Here is a 15,888-nt window from a genome sequence, read left to right as displayed (position 1 = left end):
ATGAAGGCAGGAGGAAAGAAACATGGAATGTCTCTGGGCACTTTGTCCAGATGGTGCGGGGAATACAGCTTTATCATCGTATTTGTGCTGATTTTTATGGTGTATGCCTTAACCAGCAACGGACTGACCTGGAGCGGTATCATGAATATTTTCCGCCATTCGGCAGTGGTGGGGATCATCGGCCTGGGAATGGGTCTGATCTGCATGACAGGAGAAATCGATTTGTCGGTAGGTTCCATGCTGGCCTTAAACAGCGGGTTATCGGTGATCCTGTTTAACATTACGGATAGTATTTTGGCCACATTGGTGTTTGCACTCTTGTTCGGTGCGGTCTGCGGCCTGGCCAACGGTCTCCTGGTCGGATATGTAAAAATGCCGGCGTTTATCGTTACCCTGGCCACTATGCTGATCTTCCGTTCCTTTGCCCAGTATATCTGCCAGCATATTGACAAGGCTCTGGCAGGAGGCGGAAGCAGCGTGTACCGGATGATCAAGGAGCTGTCTTCCTACCAGCCGTTTTACGGTCTGGGAAACGGAAAAGTCCTGACCATTCCCATTGTAGGGGTGATCCTGATTTTTATAACAGCATTATTTGTTTACATAACGACCAGCACCAAGTACGGAAAGAAGGTCTATGCGGTGGGCAGCAATGCAAAGGGCGCTCAGATGGCAGGGATCAATGTGAGCCTGATGAAGGTGTCCGTATTTGCGCTTGGGGGAATCCTGACAGGGCTTGCTTCCTTTTTGTGGGTGGCCATGAATGCTTCCTCTGATCCGGCCACAACGGGAAACAGCTATGAAATGTATGCCATTGCAGCAGTGGTATTGGGCGGCATCAGTATGTCAGGAGGGAAAGGAAAATGCCTGGGAATCCTGTTTGGAGCCATGTCCTATACCATCATTGATAAGATCATCGTTGCCCTGAAGATGGATTCCTTAATTAATGATGCCATTAAAGGGATCATTCTGATACTGGTGATTGTGGTACAGATCATGGGGCCAAGGATCAGGGAACGGATGACAAGGCATCATTAAATGAATTATCATCTCATTGTCTATGATATAAGCAGAGGAAGGGAATTTGTTGGTGGTACCAGCAGGGATGCGGGTATCATCACCAAATTCCCTTTTTCCATCCGGTTATTCTGCCCGGCCCCTCCTGGGGAAAGCCTGGATTTTGCAAGAAGAATTTACTTTTCCCGGTGACTTTAGTATAATGGAAACAGTTGATAACTGAGACGGGAGAATGGAACCATGAAAAAATATGATTATGTGCTGGTGGGCAGCGGCCTCTATTCCGGCGTTTTTGCTTACCTGGCAAGGCAAAATGGAAAAAAATGCCTTGTAGTAGAGAAAAGGGACCATATAGGAGGCAATATTTACTGCGAGGAAATAGAACACATCCATGTGCACCGCTACGGAGCCCATATTTTCCACACCAGCAACAAGAAGGTCTGGCAGTTTGTAAATGAACTGGCAGAGTTTAACCGCTATACCAACAGCCCGGTGGCAAATTTTAAGGGTGAAATGTATAATATGCCCTTCAATATGAATACCTTCAGCAGGATGTGGGGAATATCCACACCGGCGGAGGCGAAGGCCAGGATCGAGGAGCAGAAAGCTTCCATAACCGGTGAACCGAAGAACCTGGAAGAGCAGGCCATCAGCCTTGTGGGAAGAGATATTTATGAAAAGCTGGTGAAAGGCTACACGGAGAAGCAGTGGGGAAGAGACTGTAAGGATCTCCCTGCCTTTATCATCAAACGCCTTCCCGTCCGTTTCACTTATGACAACAATTATTTTAATGACTTGTACCAGGGAATCCCCATTGGCGGATACAATGTGATCATGGAAAAGCTGTTTGAGGGCTGTGACATGGAAATGGGCGTGGACTACCTGGAACATAAGGAATATTATGACGGACTGGGAGAACGGGTGGTCTATACGGGAACCATTGATGGCTATTACGGATACCAGTTCGGAAAGCTGGAATACCGGAGTTTACGGTTTGAAACCCAGGTGGTGGATACGGATAATTACCAGGGGGTGGCTGTGGTGAACTATACGGACCGGGAGACTCCCTATACCAGAATCATTGAGCATAAGCACTTTGAATTCGGGACACAGCCAAAGACCGTGATCACCAGGGAGTATTCTGTAGACTGGAGCGAGGGCATGGAACCTTACTATCCGGTTAATGATGAACGCAATCAGGAATTGTACCAAAAATATGCTGCTCTGGCTGAAAAGGAAGACCAGGTGATTTTCGGCGGACGGTTAGGGGAATATAAATACTATGACATGGACAAGGTCATTGAATCTGCCATGAGCCGGGTGGAAAAGGAATTAGGGTGATCCCCCCCTGGGGCCAAAGCTGTTTACTTTTCATGCCGGATATAGTACAATACTACGGAACCAGGGCCGGATTTTTCCTGCCCTGAAACGTGGGTCAACTGGAGGAATCTATGAACGTTGTATACGCTTCCAACGATAATTATGCCAGGCATCTGGCTGTATCCCTTTACTCTCTTTTGGATCACAACAGGGACTTAAATGACATCCATGTATACGTTTTATCCATGGGCTTATCCGGGGTTACAAAGGAACGGCTTAAAACGGTAACGGATGAATTCGGGCGTAAGCTGACTGTCATGGAACTGGGAGATTTAAAAGCCCGTTTTTCCTATAAGGTGGATACGGGAGGCTTTGATCTAAGCATTATGGCCCGGCTGTTCGTTGGAGAGGTCCTCCCGGAGGAAACCAGCCGGATACTGTATTTAGACTGTGATACAGTGGTGCTTTCTTCCTTAAAAAATCTATGGGAAACGGACTTAAAGTCCTCCCTTTTAGGCGCAGTGATGGAGCCTACCATATATCCTTCTATTAAGGAAGAAATCGGTCTGCTGCCATCAGAGCCTTATTATAATTCCGGTGTCCTGCTCATTGATATGAACCGCTGGAAAAAGGAAAACGCCCAGAAGATGCTTCTGGATTTTTACTGCGCCAAGGGCGGTAAACTGTTTGCAGGGGACCAGGATACCATTAACGGAGCGCTGAAAGGCAGAATCAAGCCTTTATCGCCCCGGTATAATTTTTTTACCAATTACCGCTATTACCGGTACAGCCATCTGGTAAGGCTGTCCCCTGTTTATGGGAAGCTTACAGAAAAAGGATTTAAAGAGGCAAAAAAACATCCTGCCATCCTGCATTTTATGGGAGATGAAAGGCCCTGGAAAGAGGGGAATTTCAACCACTACCGCAGGGCTTACGATCATTATCTCTCTCTCACCCCTTGGGCAGGAGCGCCTAAGGAAAAGGGAACCCGGCTTTATATGGCAGCCTATCATCTGATGGACTATGCGACCTTTTTATGTCCGCCCGTCAGGGACTTTGTGAGCGCCAGGTTCGGGATGAAGGTGATTAATTCCAGAAAGGGTACATAAAAAGGAGCGGATATGAACATTAGCTGTATCATTCTCAATTACAATGACGCAGAAACCACCATCAGCCTTGTGAATTCCATAATTAATTATAAAACCCTGGATTCCATAGTGGTTGTGGACAACTGTTCCGCCGACGATTCCCTTTCAAAGCTGAAAAGGATTGCCGGGGGCAGGATCCATGTTATAGCTTCAGAAAGGAATGGAGGATATGGCTACGGCAATAATCTGGGGATCCGGTATGCTTACGGGACACTTCATGCTTCCCACGTGCTTATCGCGAATCCTGATGTAAAGGTTTCAGAGGATTGTATTAAGGCCATGAAAGATTCCTTTTTGAAATTAAACCGGCTGGGTGTTGCGGCGGCAGTCACCAGGGATGGGGCAGGTACCGTCACTCTGTCAAGCTGGCGCATCAACGGTCTGGCAGGGGATCTGCTGGATACAGGTCTAATTACCAGACGTCTTTTTGCCCCCTGGCTTAATGACAGGCCGGAGCTGCAGGCTGGGAGCACCAAGGCAGGGGCAAAGGAACGTCTTGAGGGATACCCCGCAGCACAAAATGAAAGGCAGGAAAGAGAGGACGAGCGTTACGTTTCCGTAGATGCGGTTCCAGGCTCCCTTTTTATGGCGGATATCCATGCTTTAATGGATTGCGGACTTTATGACGAAGAAGTCTTTTTATATTATGAAGAAAAGATTCTGGGTTATCAGCTAAAGAAAATGGGGTATCAGACGGTGCTCCTTTTGGACCGGTCCTATGTGCATCTCCACTCCGTATCCATTGATAAAAGTGTGAAATCCATTTTAAAGAAGCAGGCTCTCCTTCATAAGAGCAAGCTTCATTATTATAAAAAATATCTGAAGATCAACCGGTTTCAGGAATGCCTGGTAAGAGCGTTCCTGGGCTTTCTTATGGGCGAAATCTGGTTTTTGACTAAAATCCTGGGTTTGTCCTGGTAGGTTTAGCTGTATTCGCTGCTGATATAATCTTAGGTGTGTCTGGATCACCCAAATGCATGGCAGAAAAGAGGAAAGGAAGAATGCGTATGGTATCGGTGCTTCTTGCATCCTATAATGGAGAAAAATATATACGGGATCAGCTGGAATCCATATTAAACCAGACGCTTTCCGATTTATCCGTGGTGATTTCCGATGACTGTTCTACAGACGGGACTCCTGCCGTCATCCGGGAATATGAAGAGCGGTATCCGGGCCGCATAAGGAGCCTGAGGAACAGGGAGAGGTCCGGAAGTGCCCAGGATAATTTTTTCCGTCTGCTTTCATCGGTGTCTGATGAGTATGTCATGCTTTGCGATCAGGATGATGTGTGGATTCAGGATAAGGCAGAAGTTTCTTTAAGGGAAATGAAAAGACTGGAGGCGCAGTGGGGAACTGAGATCCCCCTGCTGGTTCACGGGGATCTTTCCGTAACGGATGGGGAGGGCCGCATTCTTCATGAATCCATGGCAAAATACCAGAAAATTGCCGTACATGACAACCGGTTCAGCCATTATCTGGTGGAGAACAATATTACCGGGAATACGGCTATGGTCAACAGGGCGTTTCTGCGGCTGCTTGCTGAAATTCCGGAGGAATGCGCCATGCATGACTGGTGGCTTGGTCTTTTGGCAAGCTGTTTCGGTAGGATCTCTTACCTTGCCCGACCCCTGGTTCTTTACCGGCAGCACGGAAAGAACCAGGTAGGATCCAAAAGCAGTAAGGAACAGTATGCAGAGCGGATCAGGAATCAGGATGCTGTCCGGGAAAATTACAGGAAAATGTTTGTGCAGGCACAGCAGTTTTTAAAGCTTTATGGAAATAAGATGTCCCCGGAGAAAAGGGAGACTCTGAAGCAATTTATTGCGCTTCCCGGGAAAAACCGGGCGGAAAAAATCTATATTATTTGGAAATACAAATTAATGAAAAGCACCCCGATAAGGACGCTGGGCCAGATGTTTTCCATCTGACCGGAAAATGGAGGATATTTGGCTTATGTTACCAGAAGAGAAGGAATGCCATGCAAGAATACGGTCCGGTTCAAAAAGCATGGACAAGGAAGAGGATATATTAGTGACCAGGGCATCAATGCCTTCCTATGAAGAGTTTATAGAAGAGATCAAACCCATCTGGGATACTGCCTGGATGACCAATATGGGGGAATTTCATGAAACGCTGATGGAGCAGTTAAAGGAGTATTTAAAAGTACAGAAGCTGCTTTTATTCGTCAATGGGCATATGGCGCTTGAAATGGCGCTCCAGGCCATGGATTTATCCGGCGAAGTGATCACCACTCCGTTTTCCTTTGCTTCCACCACCCATGCCATTGTGAGAAATAACTTAACCCCGGTATTCTGTGATATCCGAAAAGAGGATTATACCATTGATGCAGATCAGATTGAAACACTCATAACGGACAAGACTTCTGCAATTTTACCGGTTCATGTTTATGGAAATGTATGTGATATTGATAAAATTGAGAAAATCGCGAAAAAGCATAATTTAAAGGTAATTTATGATGCGGCTCATGCTTTCGGCGTGGAGGTGAACGGAAGGGGAATCGGGACCTATGGAGACGCTTCCATGTTCAGCTTTCATGCCACAAAGGTGTATAATACCATTGAAGGCGGGGCTGTGACCTTTCAGGATCCGTCTCTGGAGATTCTGTTTAATTATTTAAAAAACTTCGGTATCACCGGCAAGGAGACCGTGGAGTACATCGGCGGTAACGCGAAAATGAATGAATTTCAGGCAGCCATGGGCATCTGCAATCTTCGCCATGTAAAGGACAACATTGAAATGCGCTGGCTGGTGACAGAACGGTACCGGAAGCATTTGACCGGCATTCCCGGGATCCGGCTGACGGAGCCGAAACAAGGCATCCGCCAGAATTATGCGTACTTTCCTGTTGCATTTGACGGCTTTTCCCTGACAAGGAATGAGGTATATGAGCTGCTGGCTTCTCATCATATCTATGCCAGGAAATATTTTTATCCTCTGATTACAGATTTTGAATGCTATCGGGAGCAATTTTCAGGAGTCTCCCTCCCGGTTGCAAAAAAGGCGGCGGACAGCGTTCTGACGCTGCCTTTGTACGCAGGACTTCCCCTGGATCAGGTGGACCGCATCTGCGGCATTATTTTAGAGGCCAGATAAGAAGAAAGGAAAGGTCTATGAACGATGTAATGTTTAAGACTCCTGTACAGGAGATCAGGCTTTCGGATACCGCCGACAGGATGTTTATAAAGCGGGATGATCTGATGGGTTTTTCCTTTGGAGGCAACAAGGTCCGCATTGCCTGGGAATTTTTCCAGGATATGAAAGAGAAGGGCTGTGACTGTCTGGTGGCTTATGGAAGCAGCCGGTCCAATATGTGCCGCGCCCTGTCCAACTTATGCAGCAGATATGGGATTCCCTGTTACGTTCTCACTCCCAGGGAAGATTTGGTGGAGGAAGGGACCTTTAACAGCTGGATGGTTAAGTGGTTTGGTGCTCACATCCGTTTCTGCCATAAAAGCAATGTGGCGGAAGGGGTGGATAAGCTTATGGCAGAGCTGAAATCCAAAGGTTACCGTCCCTATTATATTTTCGGTGACCGTTATGGAAAGGGAAATGAAAAGGCAGCAGCCAGAGCCTATTGTCAGGCATACCGGGAATTGTTGGAATATGAGGAAGATCATGAGCTGCATTTTGACCGAATCTTTTTAGCCAGCGGGACCGGTATGACCCAGGGCGGTCTTATGGCAGGGCAGAGGCAGTATGGGGGACATGCCCGTATTACAGGGATTTCCGTTGCCCGTCCTTCTTGCCGGGGAAAAAGTGAAGTGGCCCGGTTTGCAGAAGTTGATCCGGAAGACGTAGATTTTGAAGACGGATATGTGTGCGGCGGCTATGGCCTTTATGACGGAGATATTGAGTCTGTGATCCGTATGATGATGGAACGCTTTGGAATCCCGCTGGACCCTACTTATACGGGAAAAGCGTTTTCCGGCATGCTGAAATATTTAAAAGCCAGGCCCCATGAACCGGAAAACATACTTTTTATCCATACGGGCGGGACTCCCCTGTATTTTGATTATTTAAACGCAGTATGGGATCGGAAGCAGGCGGCGAAGGAGATCACCAATAACCGCTGCACCGGGCAGTAGGCAGGAGGAATCTATGAATCAGTGGAGGGATGAAAAGAAAAGGGCTTTCCTGGCCTTACTATTTATTCTTATACTTCAGGCAGGAGTCATGTGCTGGTTTGGAAACCGGAAACAGGGCTATTTTATCGATGAAATTTATTCCTTTGGACTTTCCAACGGTTATTATAAGCCATTTATCACTTCCTACGGGGATAAGATCTTTGACCAATGGGCGGATAAGACAGTCATTGACGATTACATGACCGTACAAAAGGGAGAGCGTTTTGCATATGGCTCCGTCATCTACAATCAGAGCCAGGATGTGCATCCGCCGTTGTTTTATCTCCTCCTCCATACGGTCAGTTCCTTTTTTCCGGGAAGGTATTCCAAGTGGTTTGGCATCGGGATCAATCTGGTATGCTTTCTGATAAGCGGGGGATTCCTGTGGCTTCTGGGAAGTCGGCTTATGAAATGTCCCTGGCTGGGGCTTGTACCTGTGACCATCTGGGGATTTTCTGCAGGCGCGGTCAGTTATACCATTTACATCCGCATGTATATGGTGATGACTCTTTTTACGGTGCTGAGCGGGTATCTTCACGAAAGGATGGAGGAAGAAGGACAGACATGGCTGAAGCTCCTTCTCATCTTTGTGGTAACGGTCTGCGGGCTGCTGACCCAATACTATTTTGTCATCTACGCATTTTTTCTCTCCGGAGTTTACTTTCTGTGGAAGCTTTGGAAAAAGGCTTTTAAGGAAGCGTTTCTTTACGCAGCCGTTTTATTTGGCGGGGTGGGCACGGCGGTTTTACTCTTCCCTTCCTTCATTACCCAGATCACCAGGAAGGATGAAATCGTAGCCCAGGAGACGAGAAAGAACATCGGCAGCATAGATACTCTGATTACCAATTTAAAATCTTACGGCTACGGGATCCATTCGGATTTTCTCTCCGGTAGTTTCAAGGCGGTTCCGTTGATCCTTCTATTGGCAGCAGCGGCTGTGGCAGCGGCCTTTTTTCTTGGCCGACAGAAAAAGAAAGAAGCTTTGGGCAAATCCCAAGAGTTGGGCGGCTGGCTTTTTTTGATTTCCTGTCCTGCTGCGGTTTTCATCATTGCGTCTGTGGCTGTGGTACCTTCTCCCCGCTATATTTGCAGTCTTTATCCCTTGCTGGTCCTTGCCGGGATCTGGTTGTTATGGCGCATGACAAAACACTGTCTGCCTGCCATGAGGACTGCTATGGTCCTTTTTTCGGTTCTGTTTTTGTGTCTCTCCCTATCTTCTTACCGCCACGGCTTTGTACAGTATTTATACAGGGATGAACCGGTAAGGCTTGAGGAAGCAAAAAAATACGGGAATCTTCCCTGCCTGTATGTGACCAATTACCGGATGGCGGCCCTAACCCAGGACTTAAGGACTCTCTCCTGTTTTAAGGAGTTTTATGTGACAAACCGGGAAGGACTTGCAACGGTGGATCAGATCCTGGAAGGTAAGGAGGCAAGCCGTGGAATCCTTGTCACTGTAGATAACAACAGTTTTTGGGGAAGCGGTTATGATGGGGAGGAAGTGGTTCGGATAATCTCTGAGAAAACCGGGCTTCGGGCGGTGAAGTGCGTGTTTGCCCAGGAGCTTTCCGTAACCTATTTGCTGGAAGGCTGATAAAAACGCTTTTATCCCCCTAAAGAGAATACCTTATGCCCGGAAAAGCGGGCAGAAAAGAGGAAATTATGGATACAGTACTGGTGACAGCAATCGGGTCATTTTCAGCAGATATCGTTATCAAGAATTTAAGAACATACGGCTGCCGGGTGGTTGGCTGCGATATTTATCCGGGGGAGTGGATCGCTGACTCCGGGAATGTGGCGTCTTTTTACCAGGTCCCCCTTGCCACAGACGAGAAAAGGTATATAGACTCCGTCTTAGACCTGTGCAGGAAAGAGAAGGTGGAGGCTCTGATGGTTCTCACGGATGTGGAAGTGGACGTGTGGAACCGCCACCGGGAAGAATTGTCAAAGGCCTCATTAACCTTATGCCTTTCCTCGGAGGAGACCCTTTCTATTTGCAGGGACAAAAGGAAGCTGTGCCGTTTTCTTTCAGAAAAGGGCATTGGAAATCCCATTCCTACCCAGGAGCTTTGGGAAGCGGACTTAGAGAGCCTTTCCTTTCCTGCGGTTGTCAAGCCCTTTAACGGAAGAAGCAGTCAGGGACTTCGTTACCTTCATTCTTTTGAAGAGATGAAAGGCTTTCTGGAAAGCGCCAGCCCTGAGGGACTCATTGTACAGCCTTTTTATCCGGGAAGCATTATGACCGTAGATGTGGTAAGGCAGGCGGAAACAGGGGAAAGTATCGCTGTGTGCCGGAAGGAGCTATTGCGGACTCCAAGCGGTGCGGGAACCTCGGTCCTTGTATATTCGGATTCCCATCTGGAAGCCATGTGCAGGGAAATTGCCCATGTACTTAACGTTAACGGTTGTGTGAACTTTGAATTTATTCAGGGGGAGGACGGAACGTATCACATGCTGGAATGCAATCCCCGCTTTTCGGGAGGTGTGGAATTTTCCTGCATGGCAGGATACGACTGTATCATCAATCATTTAAGGTGTTTTACGGGGGAAGCCATAGAACCGTTGAAGGAACTTAAAAGCTTGTATATTGCAAGAAAATACGAGGAATATATTACAAAAGTAAATGCAGGAAAGGGCGGAGAGGAATGAGTGGCGTTGACGGTTCAAAAATTATGGCCAGCATAAGCTGTCTGACCTTTAACCATGGGGCTTATATCAGGCAGGCCCTGGATAGCTTTCTGATGCAGAAAACAAATTTTGAATATGAGATTCTGGTCCATGACGATGCGTCCACCGATGGGACAGGAGAGATCCTGAGGGAATATGGAGAAAAATACCCGGATAAGGTAAAGCCTTTGATACAAAGGTCGAACCAGTATTCCCAGGGGATCGACAATATCAGCGGTGCCTTTAATTTTCCCAGGGTCAGAGGCAAATATATTTTCATGTGCGACGGGGATGATTACTGGATTTCTCCGGATAAGATGCAAAAGCAGGTGGATTACTTAGAGGCTCATCCGGACTGCACCCTTTGCATACACAGCGCAGAGATCGAATTGGTGGGAAAGGCTCTGACAGAAAAAAAGATGAGGCCTTACCGGGGAAACCGGGTGATCACACCGGAAGAGATCGTGGACAAGCCTTCCGGTTATGCCATGTCTTCCATGGCTTTTCCTTCCCGCCTGGTAAAGGAGCTTCCGGATTATTATGTGGATTGTCCGGTGGGAGATACTCCCCTGCAGATGATGGCGGCTGCACAAGGGTATTGTTATTACATGGATGAACCTATGAGTGCCTACCGGGTAGGAGTGGCAGGCTCCTGGACTTCGGAGGGAAAAAGCGGAGATTATGCAAGAAAGCAGCAGATTTACTGGGAACGGATGAAAAAAGTGTATGAAGAATTTGACGCTGCAACAGAAGGACGTTTAAGGCAGGCAGCGGAGAGTGCCGCAAAACGGACATATTATCATACCATGGTCAATACCAGGCAGTTTAAAGAGATCATGAATCCGGAGTACCGCAGGTATTACAAGGAACTCACAGCCAGAACCAGGTTCTTTATCCAGGCCGAGCGCTGTGCTCCTGGGGCTTATGGGCTGCTAAGGAGAATGTTTCTTGGAAAGAATGGGTAGGAAAGCAAAATTATGGGCAGGAACCGTTTGGTACGGGTCCTGCCCATGATGCTTCATCATAATTAAATTATCTGTTCCTGATTACCGTGCAACATTAGGATCGGAAGGATCCCAGGTCTGGGTTTCGGGTATGATCTGTTCAATGGCCGGTCTCTCATAAGGTCCCGGAACCGGTGATTCGTAAATCGTAACGGTAGTTCCAATGGGACAGTGGTCATATACCCACTTGGCGTCACCGGAGAGGAGGCGGACGCATCCGGCGGACTGGGCGATGCTCATGTAATTATAAGTCGTCGGATCCAGGGTCATATTGTTAGGGCTGCTGTACAAGATAGAATGAATTAAAAAGCCCTTCCAGATACGGGTAGCGTACTGGGTAAAGATTCCATGGTTCATATCTCTCCAGCGGTATTTTGCCGGAGTCTGGAATGTCCCAAGAGGGGTGTCAGGCCCGGTAGAGGTTAAAAAGGATTTTAACGGTATAATAAAGCCGTTGTTTCCGTCCTTAACAAAGATGGTCATGCAGTTCATGGTCTTGTTGATGCTGATGAGATACGGTCCCTTTGCACCGATGACAGGCTCTAAGTCGGAGAGCATTCTTCCGGATTCATCAAAGTAATATTTGTAGCCGTCAATATACTGCCATCCGGTTACAGGATAGGAATCCTGGAAATAGTAACGTTCATTGCCTGCCCATGCCCACCCGGTAAAGGAAGTACCGTCTCCGTTAAAGTACCGGAGACCGCCGTCGATCTGACGCATTCCGTCAGCAACTGCGGAAATCACAGGCTTTTCTGTTGCATAGGGGAATTGGGAATTCTTGGCATAATAGGCCATTCTCAGCCCTGTTATGTAATGTCCGGTGCCCATGGTACCTGTGGTGGTCCCGTTTTTGGCCCAGTCCATGGTGGTCCCGTCTTCCAACTGAGCAGTATAGTATAGGTCAAACTGGTTATTCACATAACCGGAGAACCTCATCTGCACTGCTTCTATATTAATGTCATTGGCATAGTTGGTCGTCTGCTGTCCGTTTAAAACCCATGGAGACCATCCGGTGCTGGAGGTATAGGTCCGGTAAAGCACATTTCCTACAATGTTGGTAAGAAAGGTAGACAGTCCGTGAAACCCTTGTCCATTATTTGTGATCCATGCATCGTTTACAAAAGGTTGTGACCAGTTGCTGTCACCAATCATAACCGTAGTCTGAAGCCGGGGGAAATTGGCTTTTAAAGCTTCCTGGGCAGCCCTGGTAGCTTCATCCACCACGCCGTCTTCGCCGCCGCCTTCCCCTTCTTTTCCAATTTCTATGCCGGCATTTGCCAAAGCGGTTTCCGCTTCTTCCGTAGTTGTGCCTCCCTGAGTCTGGGTGCTCGTCTGGCTCTGTGTCTCAGACTTGCCGTCACTCTGACGGATAGGGACGCCATTTTTAAATCCCGGTCCATATGCTTCTTCTGCCCATGCAAGGGAAGCCTGTCCTGAAACAAGAGCAGCCGTCAGGCAGAGTACCATCAGGCTGCGTGTCAGTTTACGCATAAATAAAAACCTCCTGAATTCTATAAAATAAAACGTATATTCTTTTATACTCTAACACAATTAAACCCAAAATGCTATAGACGATTTACAATTATTGGGGAATATAGTACAATAAGGCGGAAATGTAAATTGGTAAAGCAAGGAGAAAAACCAGTATGTACCAGGAAAATATGAAAAAAAAGGTCCTTTCCGGCCTGTTTTGGAAAGTGATGGAAAACGGTGGTACACAGGGGATTCAGTTCCTTGTATCGGTTCTGCTTGCCAGGATGCTGACACCGGCAGAGTCCGGAGAAGTCATGCTCATTATGATATTCATTACAATAGGAAATGTGTTTGTCCAAAGCGGGTTTAATACCTCACTGATCCAGAAACGGACGGTGGATGAGGCGGATTATTCCTCTGCATTTTATATCAGCGGAGCCATTGCCTTTGTTCTCTATGTGGTTCTTTTTTTCTCGGCACCTGCCATTGCATCTTTTTACGGACAGCCTGTTTTTATTCCGGTACTCCGGGTCCTTTCCGTGACCCTGTTTTTTGGTGCCTTTACTTCTGTGCAGTCTGCAGTGGTCTCCAGGAATATGGAGTTTCGGAAGCTATGTCTGGCAAGCCTGTTTGCTGCTCTCTGTTCCGGAGTGATCGGTGTTTTTCTGGCAACCAGGGGAATGGGGCTATGGGCCCTTGTCATGCAGCAGTTTTTTTACAGCTTATTCCTGATGGTCATGCTTGCTTTTCTGGTGAAATGGAGGCCGAGGCTTCTGTTTTCGGCCAAAAAGGCAGGGGAATTGTTTTCCTACGGCTGGAAAATTTTATGTTCCGGCCTTATTGATACGGTATTTAATAATGTTTATGGGCTTGTGATCGGGAAGCTATATAATTCCTCCATGATGGGGCAATACTCAAGAGGAAACCAGTTTCCCGCCCTGATCGCGAATAATCTTGGGGCGGCTATCCAGTCGGTCATGCTTCCGGCCTTTTCCGCCTGCCAGGAGGATAGGGACAGGGTAAAACGCATGGTGAGAAGGTCCATCGTCACCAGCTCCTATCTGGTATTTCCCATGATGGCGGGGTTGATCGCCGTGGCGGAGCCTATGGTAAAGCTGCTTTTGACAGATCGTTATCTGCCCTGTGTTCCCATGCTGCGGATGCTGTGTGTAGCCTATGCCACCTGGCCCCTGCATGTAGCCAATTTACAGGCGATCAATGCCCTGGGAAAAAGTGAAATATTCTTAAAACTTGAAATCATTAAGAAGGCAGTGAGCATGATTGCCCTTCTGGTGAGCATCCCCTTTGGGATCTATACCATGGTGGCCTTAAAGGCAGTAACCGATTTTATCTGTACCTTTATCAATGCCTATCCTAATAAGAAGCTTTTGAATTACAGTTTTTTTGAGCAGTGGAAGGATGTGCTGCCATCCCTTCTGTTATCAGCTGCCATGTGCCTCTTTACCTACGCAGTGCAATATGCGGTCAAAGGGACCTTTCTGACTTTAATTGTTCAGATTCTTGTGGGAGTTGCCGTCTATGGAGGACTTTCCTGGCTGTTCCGGCTGGAAGCCTTTCTGTATCTGTGCCGTATGTTAAGGATTGCAAAACAGTAGGCAGGTGGTTTGAGTTTACATTTTAAGCCGGATATTGTAGAATAAAGGAATATGAGAGGAATGCCTGGTGAGGATATGCCTCCATGTCCGGGGAATATGGGATATAAGAAGGAATTCCCGGAAGGGTATCTCTGAAAGCCTGGGAAGCAAGAGAAATAAGAGAATCCCCAAAAACAAAGGCAAGAAGAGAAAACAGGGGAAAAGAAATGGAACGAAAAAATGTGGCCTGGAATATGATCGGTAGCCTGGTTTACGCAGGCTCCAGCATGATCCTTACGGCCCTTGTCAATCATCTGGTAGGAACGGAACAGGGAGGCATCTTTGGCTTTGCCTTCAGCACCTTTGGGCAGCAGATGTTTCTGGTGGCCTATTTTGGTATGAGACCCTTGCAAAGCACGGATACCAGCCAAAGCTATACCTTTCTTGAATACCGCATGGCCCGTTTGGCCACCTGCCTCATGGCAGTCCTTTTTGGGATATGTTATATCATCTTTCACACCTTTTCCCCATCTGCGGATTATACAGTCCAAAAGGCATTGGTTGTATTTTTAATGGTGGTATATAAGGTTCTTGACGGGTTTGCCGATGTATATGAATCGGAATTTCAGAGGAATGGACGGCTGTACCTAACGGGACAGGCCATGGCCTTCCGTACCCTTCTATCCGTGTTCTGTTTTTTGGGAACTCTGGCTGTTACAAAGGATTTATTATTATCCTGCGTGGTTGCGGTCCTGTCCCAGGGCGCCGGGATCCTGCTCTTTGATAAAAGGGCGGCAGAGCGTGTGCCGGGAATTACGTTTACCAGGACCCCGGGCAGACAGTGGAAGCTTGTTCAGGATAGTTTTTTGCTGTTTTTGTCTGTTTTTTTAGACGGGCTCATTTTTGCCATGGCAAAATATGCGGTGGATGCGCGGATGACTTCTACAGACAACGCTGTTTTTGTAGCTATTTTTATGCCCACTTCGGTCATCAATCTGGCGGCAAATTTTGTGATCCGTCCCTTCCTTACCAGGATGTCCCATCAGTGGGAGGAGAAGAAATTTTCCGAATTCAAGTCCGGTCTAAAGAAGCTTTCCGGAATCATAGCCCTTCTTACGGTAATTGCCCTGGCAGGAGCCTGGGCCATCGGGGTCCCTGTGCTGGGAGCCATTTCCAATGTAGAGCTTAAGCCTTACCTTCCGGGTCTTCTTTTCATTGTGCTTGGAGGCGGCTTTTTTGCAGTGATGAATCTGTTTTACTATGTCCTTGTTATCATGAAGGAGCAAAAGAGGATCTTTTTCGGTTATGTGCCGGTTAGTATTTTTTCCTTTTTCTTTTCCTTTTGGCTGGTAGGAGTGGGAGGAATCAACGGAGGAGCCTTCTCCTACATGATGGAAATGCTGCTTCTCATGCTTTGCTTCATGGGGCAGGCGGTCCGGGTCTTCATCAAAGAGGAACGTCCTGCAGGCATACTTTAAAACCAGAAAACATGGCCAGAACAGAAGAAAAAGGGAGGCTG

General features: G+C 47.4%; 13 protein-coding genes. 12 read left to right on the top strand and 1 reads right to left on the bottom strand.

All coding sequences use genetic code 11. The annotated features are described in order from the left end of the window. The 10 genes from CLOSA_RS19280 (at window position 1) to CLOSA_RS19235 (ending at window position 11,259) form a co-directional block, all read left to right on the top strand. On the top strand, window positions 1–1,035 hold the full coding sequence (locus CLOSA_RS19280; RefSeq protein ID WP_013274406.1) for an ABC transporter permease: 1,035 nt from the start codon (window positions 1–3) through the stop codon (window positions 1,033–1,035). Window positions 1,036–1,254: 219 nt separating this feature from the next. Further along, window positions 1,255–2,355: a UDP-galactopyranose mutase gene (gene glf, locus CLOSA_RS19275; protein WP_013274405.1), complete on the top strand. Its 1,101-nt coding sequence runs from the start codon at window positions 1,255–1,257 to the stop codon at window positions 2,353–2,355. Window positions 2,356–2,465: 110 nt separating this feature from the next. After that, window positions 2,466–3,443, top strand: a complete 978-nt coding sequence (locus CLOSA_RS19270; protein ID WP_013274404.1) for a glycosyltransferase family 8 protein — start codon at window positions 2,466–2,468, stop codon at window positions 3,441–3,443. 12 nt (window positions 3,444–3,455) lie between these two features. Further along, window positions 3,456–4,403 (top strand): glycosyltransferase family 2 protein, encoded by a 948-nt coding sequence (locus CLOSA_RS19265; protein WP_013274403.1) that lies wholly within the window; start codon window positions 3,456–3,458, stop codon window positions 4,401–4,403. Between the two features lie 80 nt (window positions 4,404–4,483). Next, window positions 4,484–5,410: a glycosyltransferase family 2 protein gene (locus tag CLOSA_RS19260; protein WP_013274402.1), complete on the top strand. Its 927-nt coding sequence runs from the start codon at window positions 4,484–4,486 to the stop codon at window positions 5,408–5,410. Window positions 5,411–5,435: 25 nt separating this feature from the next. Then, window positions 5,436–6,596: a DegT/DnrJ/EryC1/StrS family aminotransferase gene (locus CLOSA_RS19255; protein WP_013274401.1), complete on the top strand. Its 1,161-nt coding sequence runs from the start codon at window positions 5,436–5,438 to the stop codon at window positions 6,594–6,596. Window positions 6,597–6,613: 17 nt separating this feature from the next. After that, window positions 6,614–7,588 carry a 1-aminocyclopropane-1-carboxylate deaminase/D-cysteine desulfhydrase gene (locus tag CLOSA_RS19250; RefSeq protein WP_013274400.1) on the top strand — a complete coding sequence of 325 codons (975 nt, stop codon included), beginning with the start codon at window positions 6,614–6,616 and terminating at the stop codon, window positions 7,586–7,588. Between the two features lie 13 nt (window positions 7,589–7,601). Continuing rightward, on the top strand, window positions 7,602–9,221 hold the full coding sequence (locus tag CLOSA_RS19245) for a glycosyltransferase family protein (RefSeq protein WP_013274399.1): 1,620 nt from the start codon (window positions 7,602–7,604) through the stop codon (window positions 9,219–9,221). 68 nt (window positions 9,222–9,289) lie between these two features. After that, on the top strand, window positions 9,290–10,276 hold the full coding sequence (locus tag CLOSA_RS19240; RefSeq protein ID WP_013274398.1) for an ATP-grasp domain-containing protein: 987 nt from the start codon (window positions 9,290–9,292) through the stop codon (window positions 10,274–10,276). Beyond that, window positions 10,273–11,259 carry a glycosyltransferase family 2 protein gene (locus CLOSA_RS19235; protein ID WP_013274397.1) on the top strand — a complete coding sequence of 329 codons (987 nt, stop codon included), beginning with the start codon at window positions 10,273–10,275 and terminating at the stop codon, window positions 11,257–11,259. The genes CLOSA_RS19240 and CLOSA_RS19235 overlap by 4 nt, the downstream gene beginning before the upstream one ends. Window positions 11,260–11,340: 81 nt before the next feature. On the opposite strand, the gene CLOSA_RS19230 is transcribed toward CLOSA_RS19235, so the two are convergent. Next, window positions 11,341–12,792: a L,D-transpeptidase gene (locus CLOSA_RS19230; protein ID WP_013274396.1), complete on the bottom strand. Its 1,452-nt coding sequence runs from the start codon at window positions 12,790–12,792 to the stop codon at window positions 11,341–11,343. A gap of 155 nt (window positions 12,793–12,947) precedes the next feature. Between CLOSA_RS19230 and CLOSA_RS19225 the strand changes: the two genes are divergently transcribed. After that, on the top strand, window positions 12,948–14,390 hold the full coding sequence (locus tag CLOSA_RS19225; protein ID WP_013274395.1) for a lipopolysaccharide biosynthesis protein: 1,443 nt from the start codon (window positions 12,948–12,950) through the stop codon (window positions 14,388–14,390). A 206-nt stretch (window positions 14,391–14,596) separates the two neighbouring features. After that, a complete protein-coding gene (locus tag CLOSA_RS19220; RefSeq protein ID WP_013274394.1) occupies window positions 14,597–15,847 on the top strand; it encodes a lipopolysaccharide biosynthesis protein in 1,251 nt (416 codons plus the stop codon). Window positions 15,848–15,888: the final 41 nt, after the last annotated feature.

The organism is [Clostridium] saccharolyticum WM1 (assembly GCF_000144625.1).
Lineage (GTDB): Bacteria > Bacillota > Clostridia > Lachnospirales > Lachnospiraceae > Lacrimispora > Lacrimispora saccharolytica.
The sequence above is the reverse complement of the archived record's forward strand: the minus strand, read 5'-3'. Positions and strand labels throughout refer to the sequence as shown.

What these genes read in the sequence shown, in the direction of transcription:
- CLOSA_RS19280 (WP_013274406.1), top strand. Translation starts at nt 1, where the DNA reads ATGAAGGCAGGAGGAAAGAAACATGGAATGTCTCTGGGCACTTTGTCC.
- CLOSA_RS19260 (WP_013274402.1), top strand. Translation starts at nt 4,484, where the DNA reads ATGCGTATGGTATCGGTGCTTCTTGCATCCTATAATGGAGAAAAATAT.
- CLOSA_RS19270 (WP_013274404.1), top strand. Translation starts at nt 2,466, where the DNA reads ATGAACGTTGTATACGCTTCCAACGATAATTATGCCAGGCATCTGGCT.
- CLOSA_RS19225 (WP_013274395.1), top strand. Translation starts at nt 12,948, where the DNA reads ATGTACCAGGAAAATATGAAAAAAAAGGTCCTTTCCGGCCTGTTTTGG.
- CLOSA_RS19255 (WP_013274401.1), top strand. Translation starts at nt 5,436, where the DNA reads ATGTTACCAGAAGAGAAGGAATGCCATGCAAGAATACGGTCCGGTTCA.
- CLOSA_RS19220 (WP_013274394.1), top strand. Translation starts at nt 14,597, where the DNA reads ATGGAACGAAAAAATGTGGCCTGGAATATGATCGGTAGCCTGGTTTAC.
- CLOSA_RS19245 (WP_013274399.1), top strand. Translation starts at nt 7,602, where the DNA reads ATGAATCAGTGGAGGGATGAAAAGAAAAGGGCTTTCCTGGCCTTACTA.
- CLOSA_RS19230 (WP_013274396.1), bottom strand. Translation starts at nt 12,792, where the DNA reads ATGCGTAAACTGACACGCAGCCTGATGGTACTCTGCCTGACGGCTGCT.
- glf (WP_013274405.1), top strand. Translation starts at nt 1,255, where the DNA reads ATGAAAAAATATGATTATGTGCTGGTGGGCAGCGGCCTCTATTCCGGC.
- CLOSA_RS19265 (WP_013274403.1), top strand. Translation starts at nt 3,456, where the DNA reads ATGAACATTAGCTGTATCATTCTCAATTACAATGACGCAGAAACCACC.
- CLOSA_RS19235 (WP_013274397.1), top strand. Translation starts at nt 10,273, where the DNA reads ATGAGTGGCGTTGACGGTTCAAAAATTATGGCCAGCATAAGCTGTCTG.
- CLOSA_RS19240 (WP_013274398.1), top strand. Translation starts at nt 9,290, where the DNA reads ATGGATACAGTACTGGTGACAGCAATCGGGTCATTTTCAGCAGATATC.
- CLOSA_RS19250 (WP_013274400.1), top strand. Translation starts at nt 6,614, where the DNA reads ATGAACGATGTAATGTTTAAGACTCCTGTACAGGAGATCAGGCTTTCG.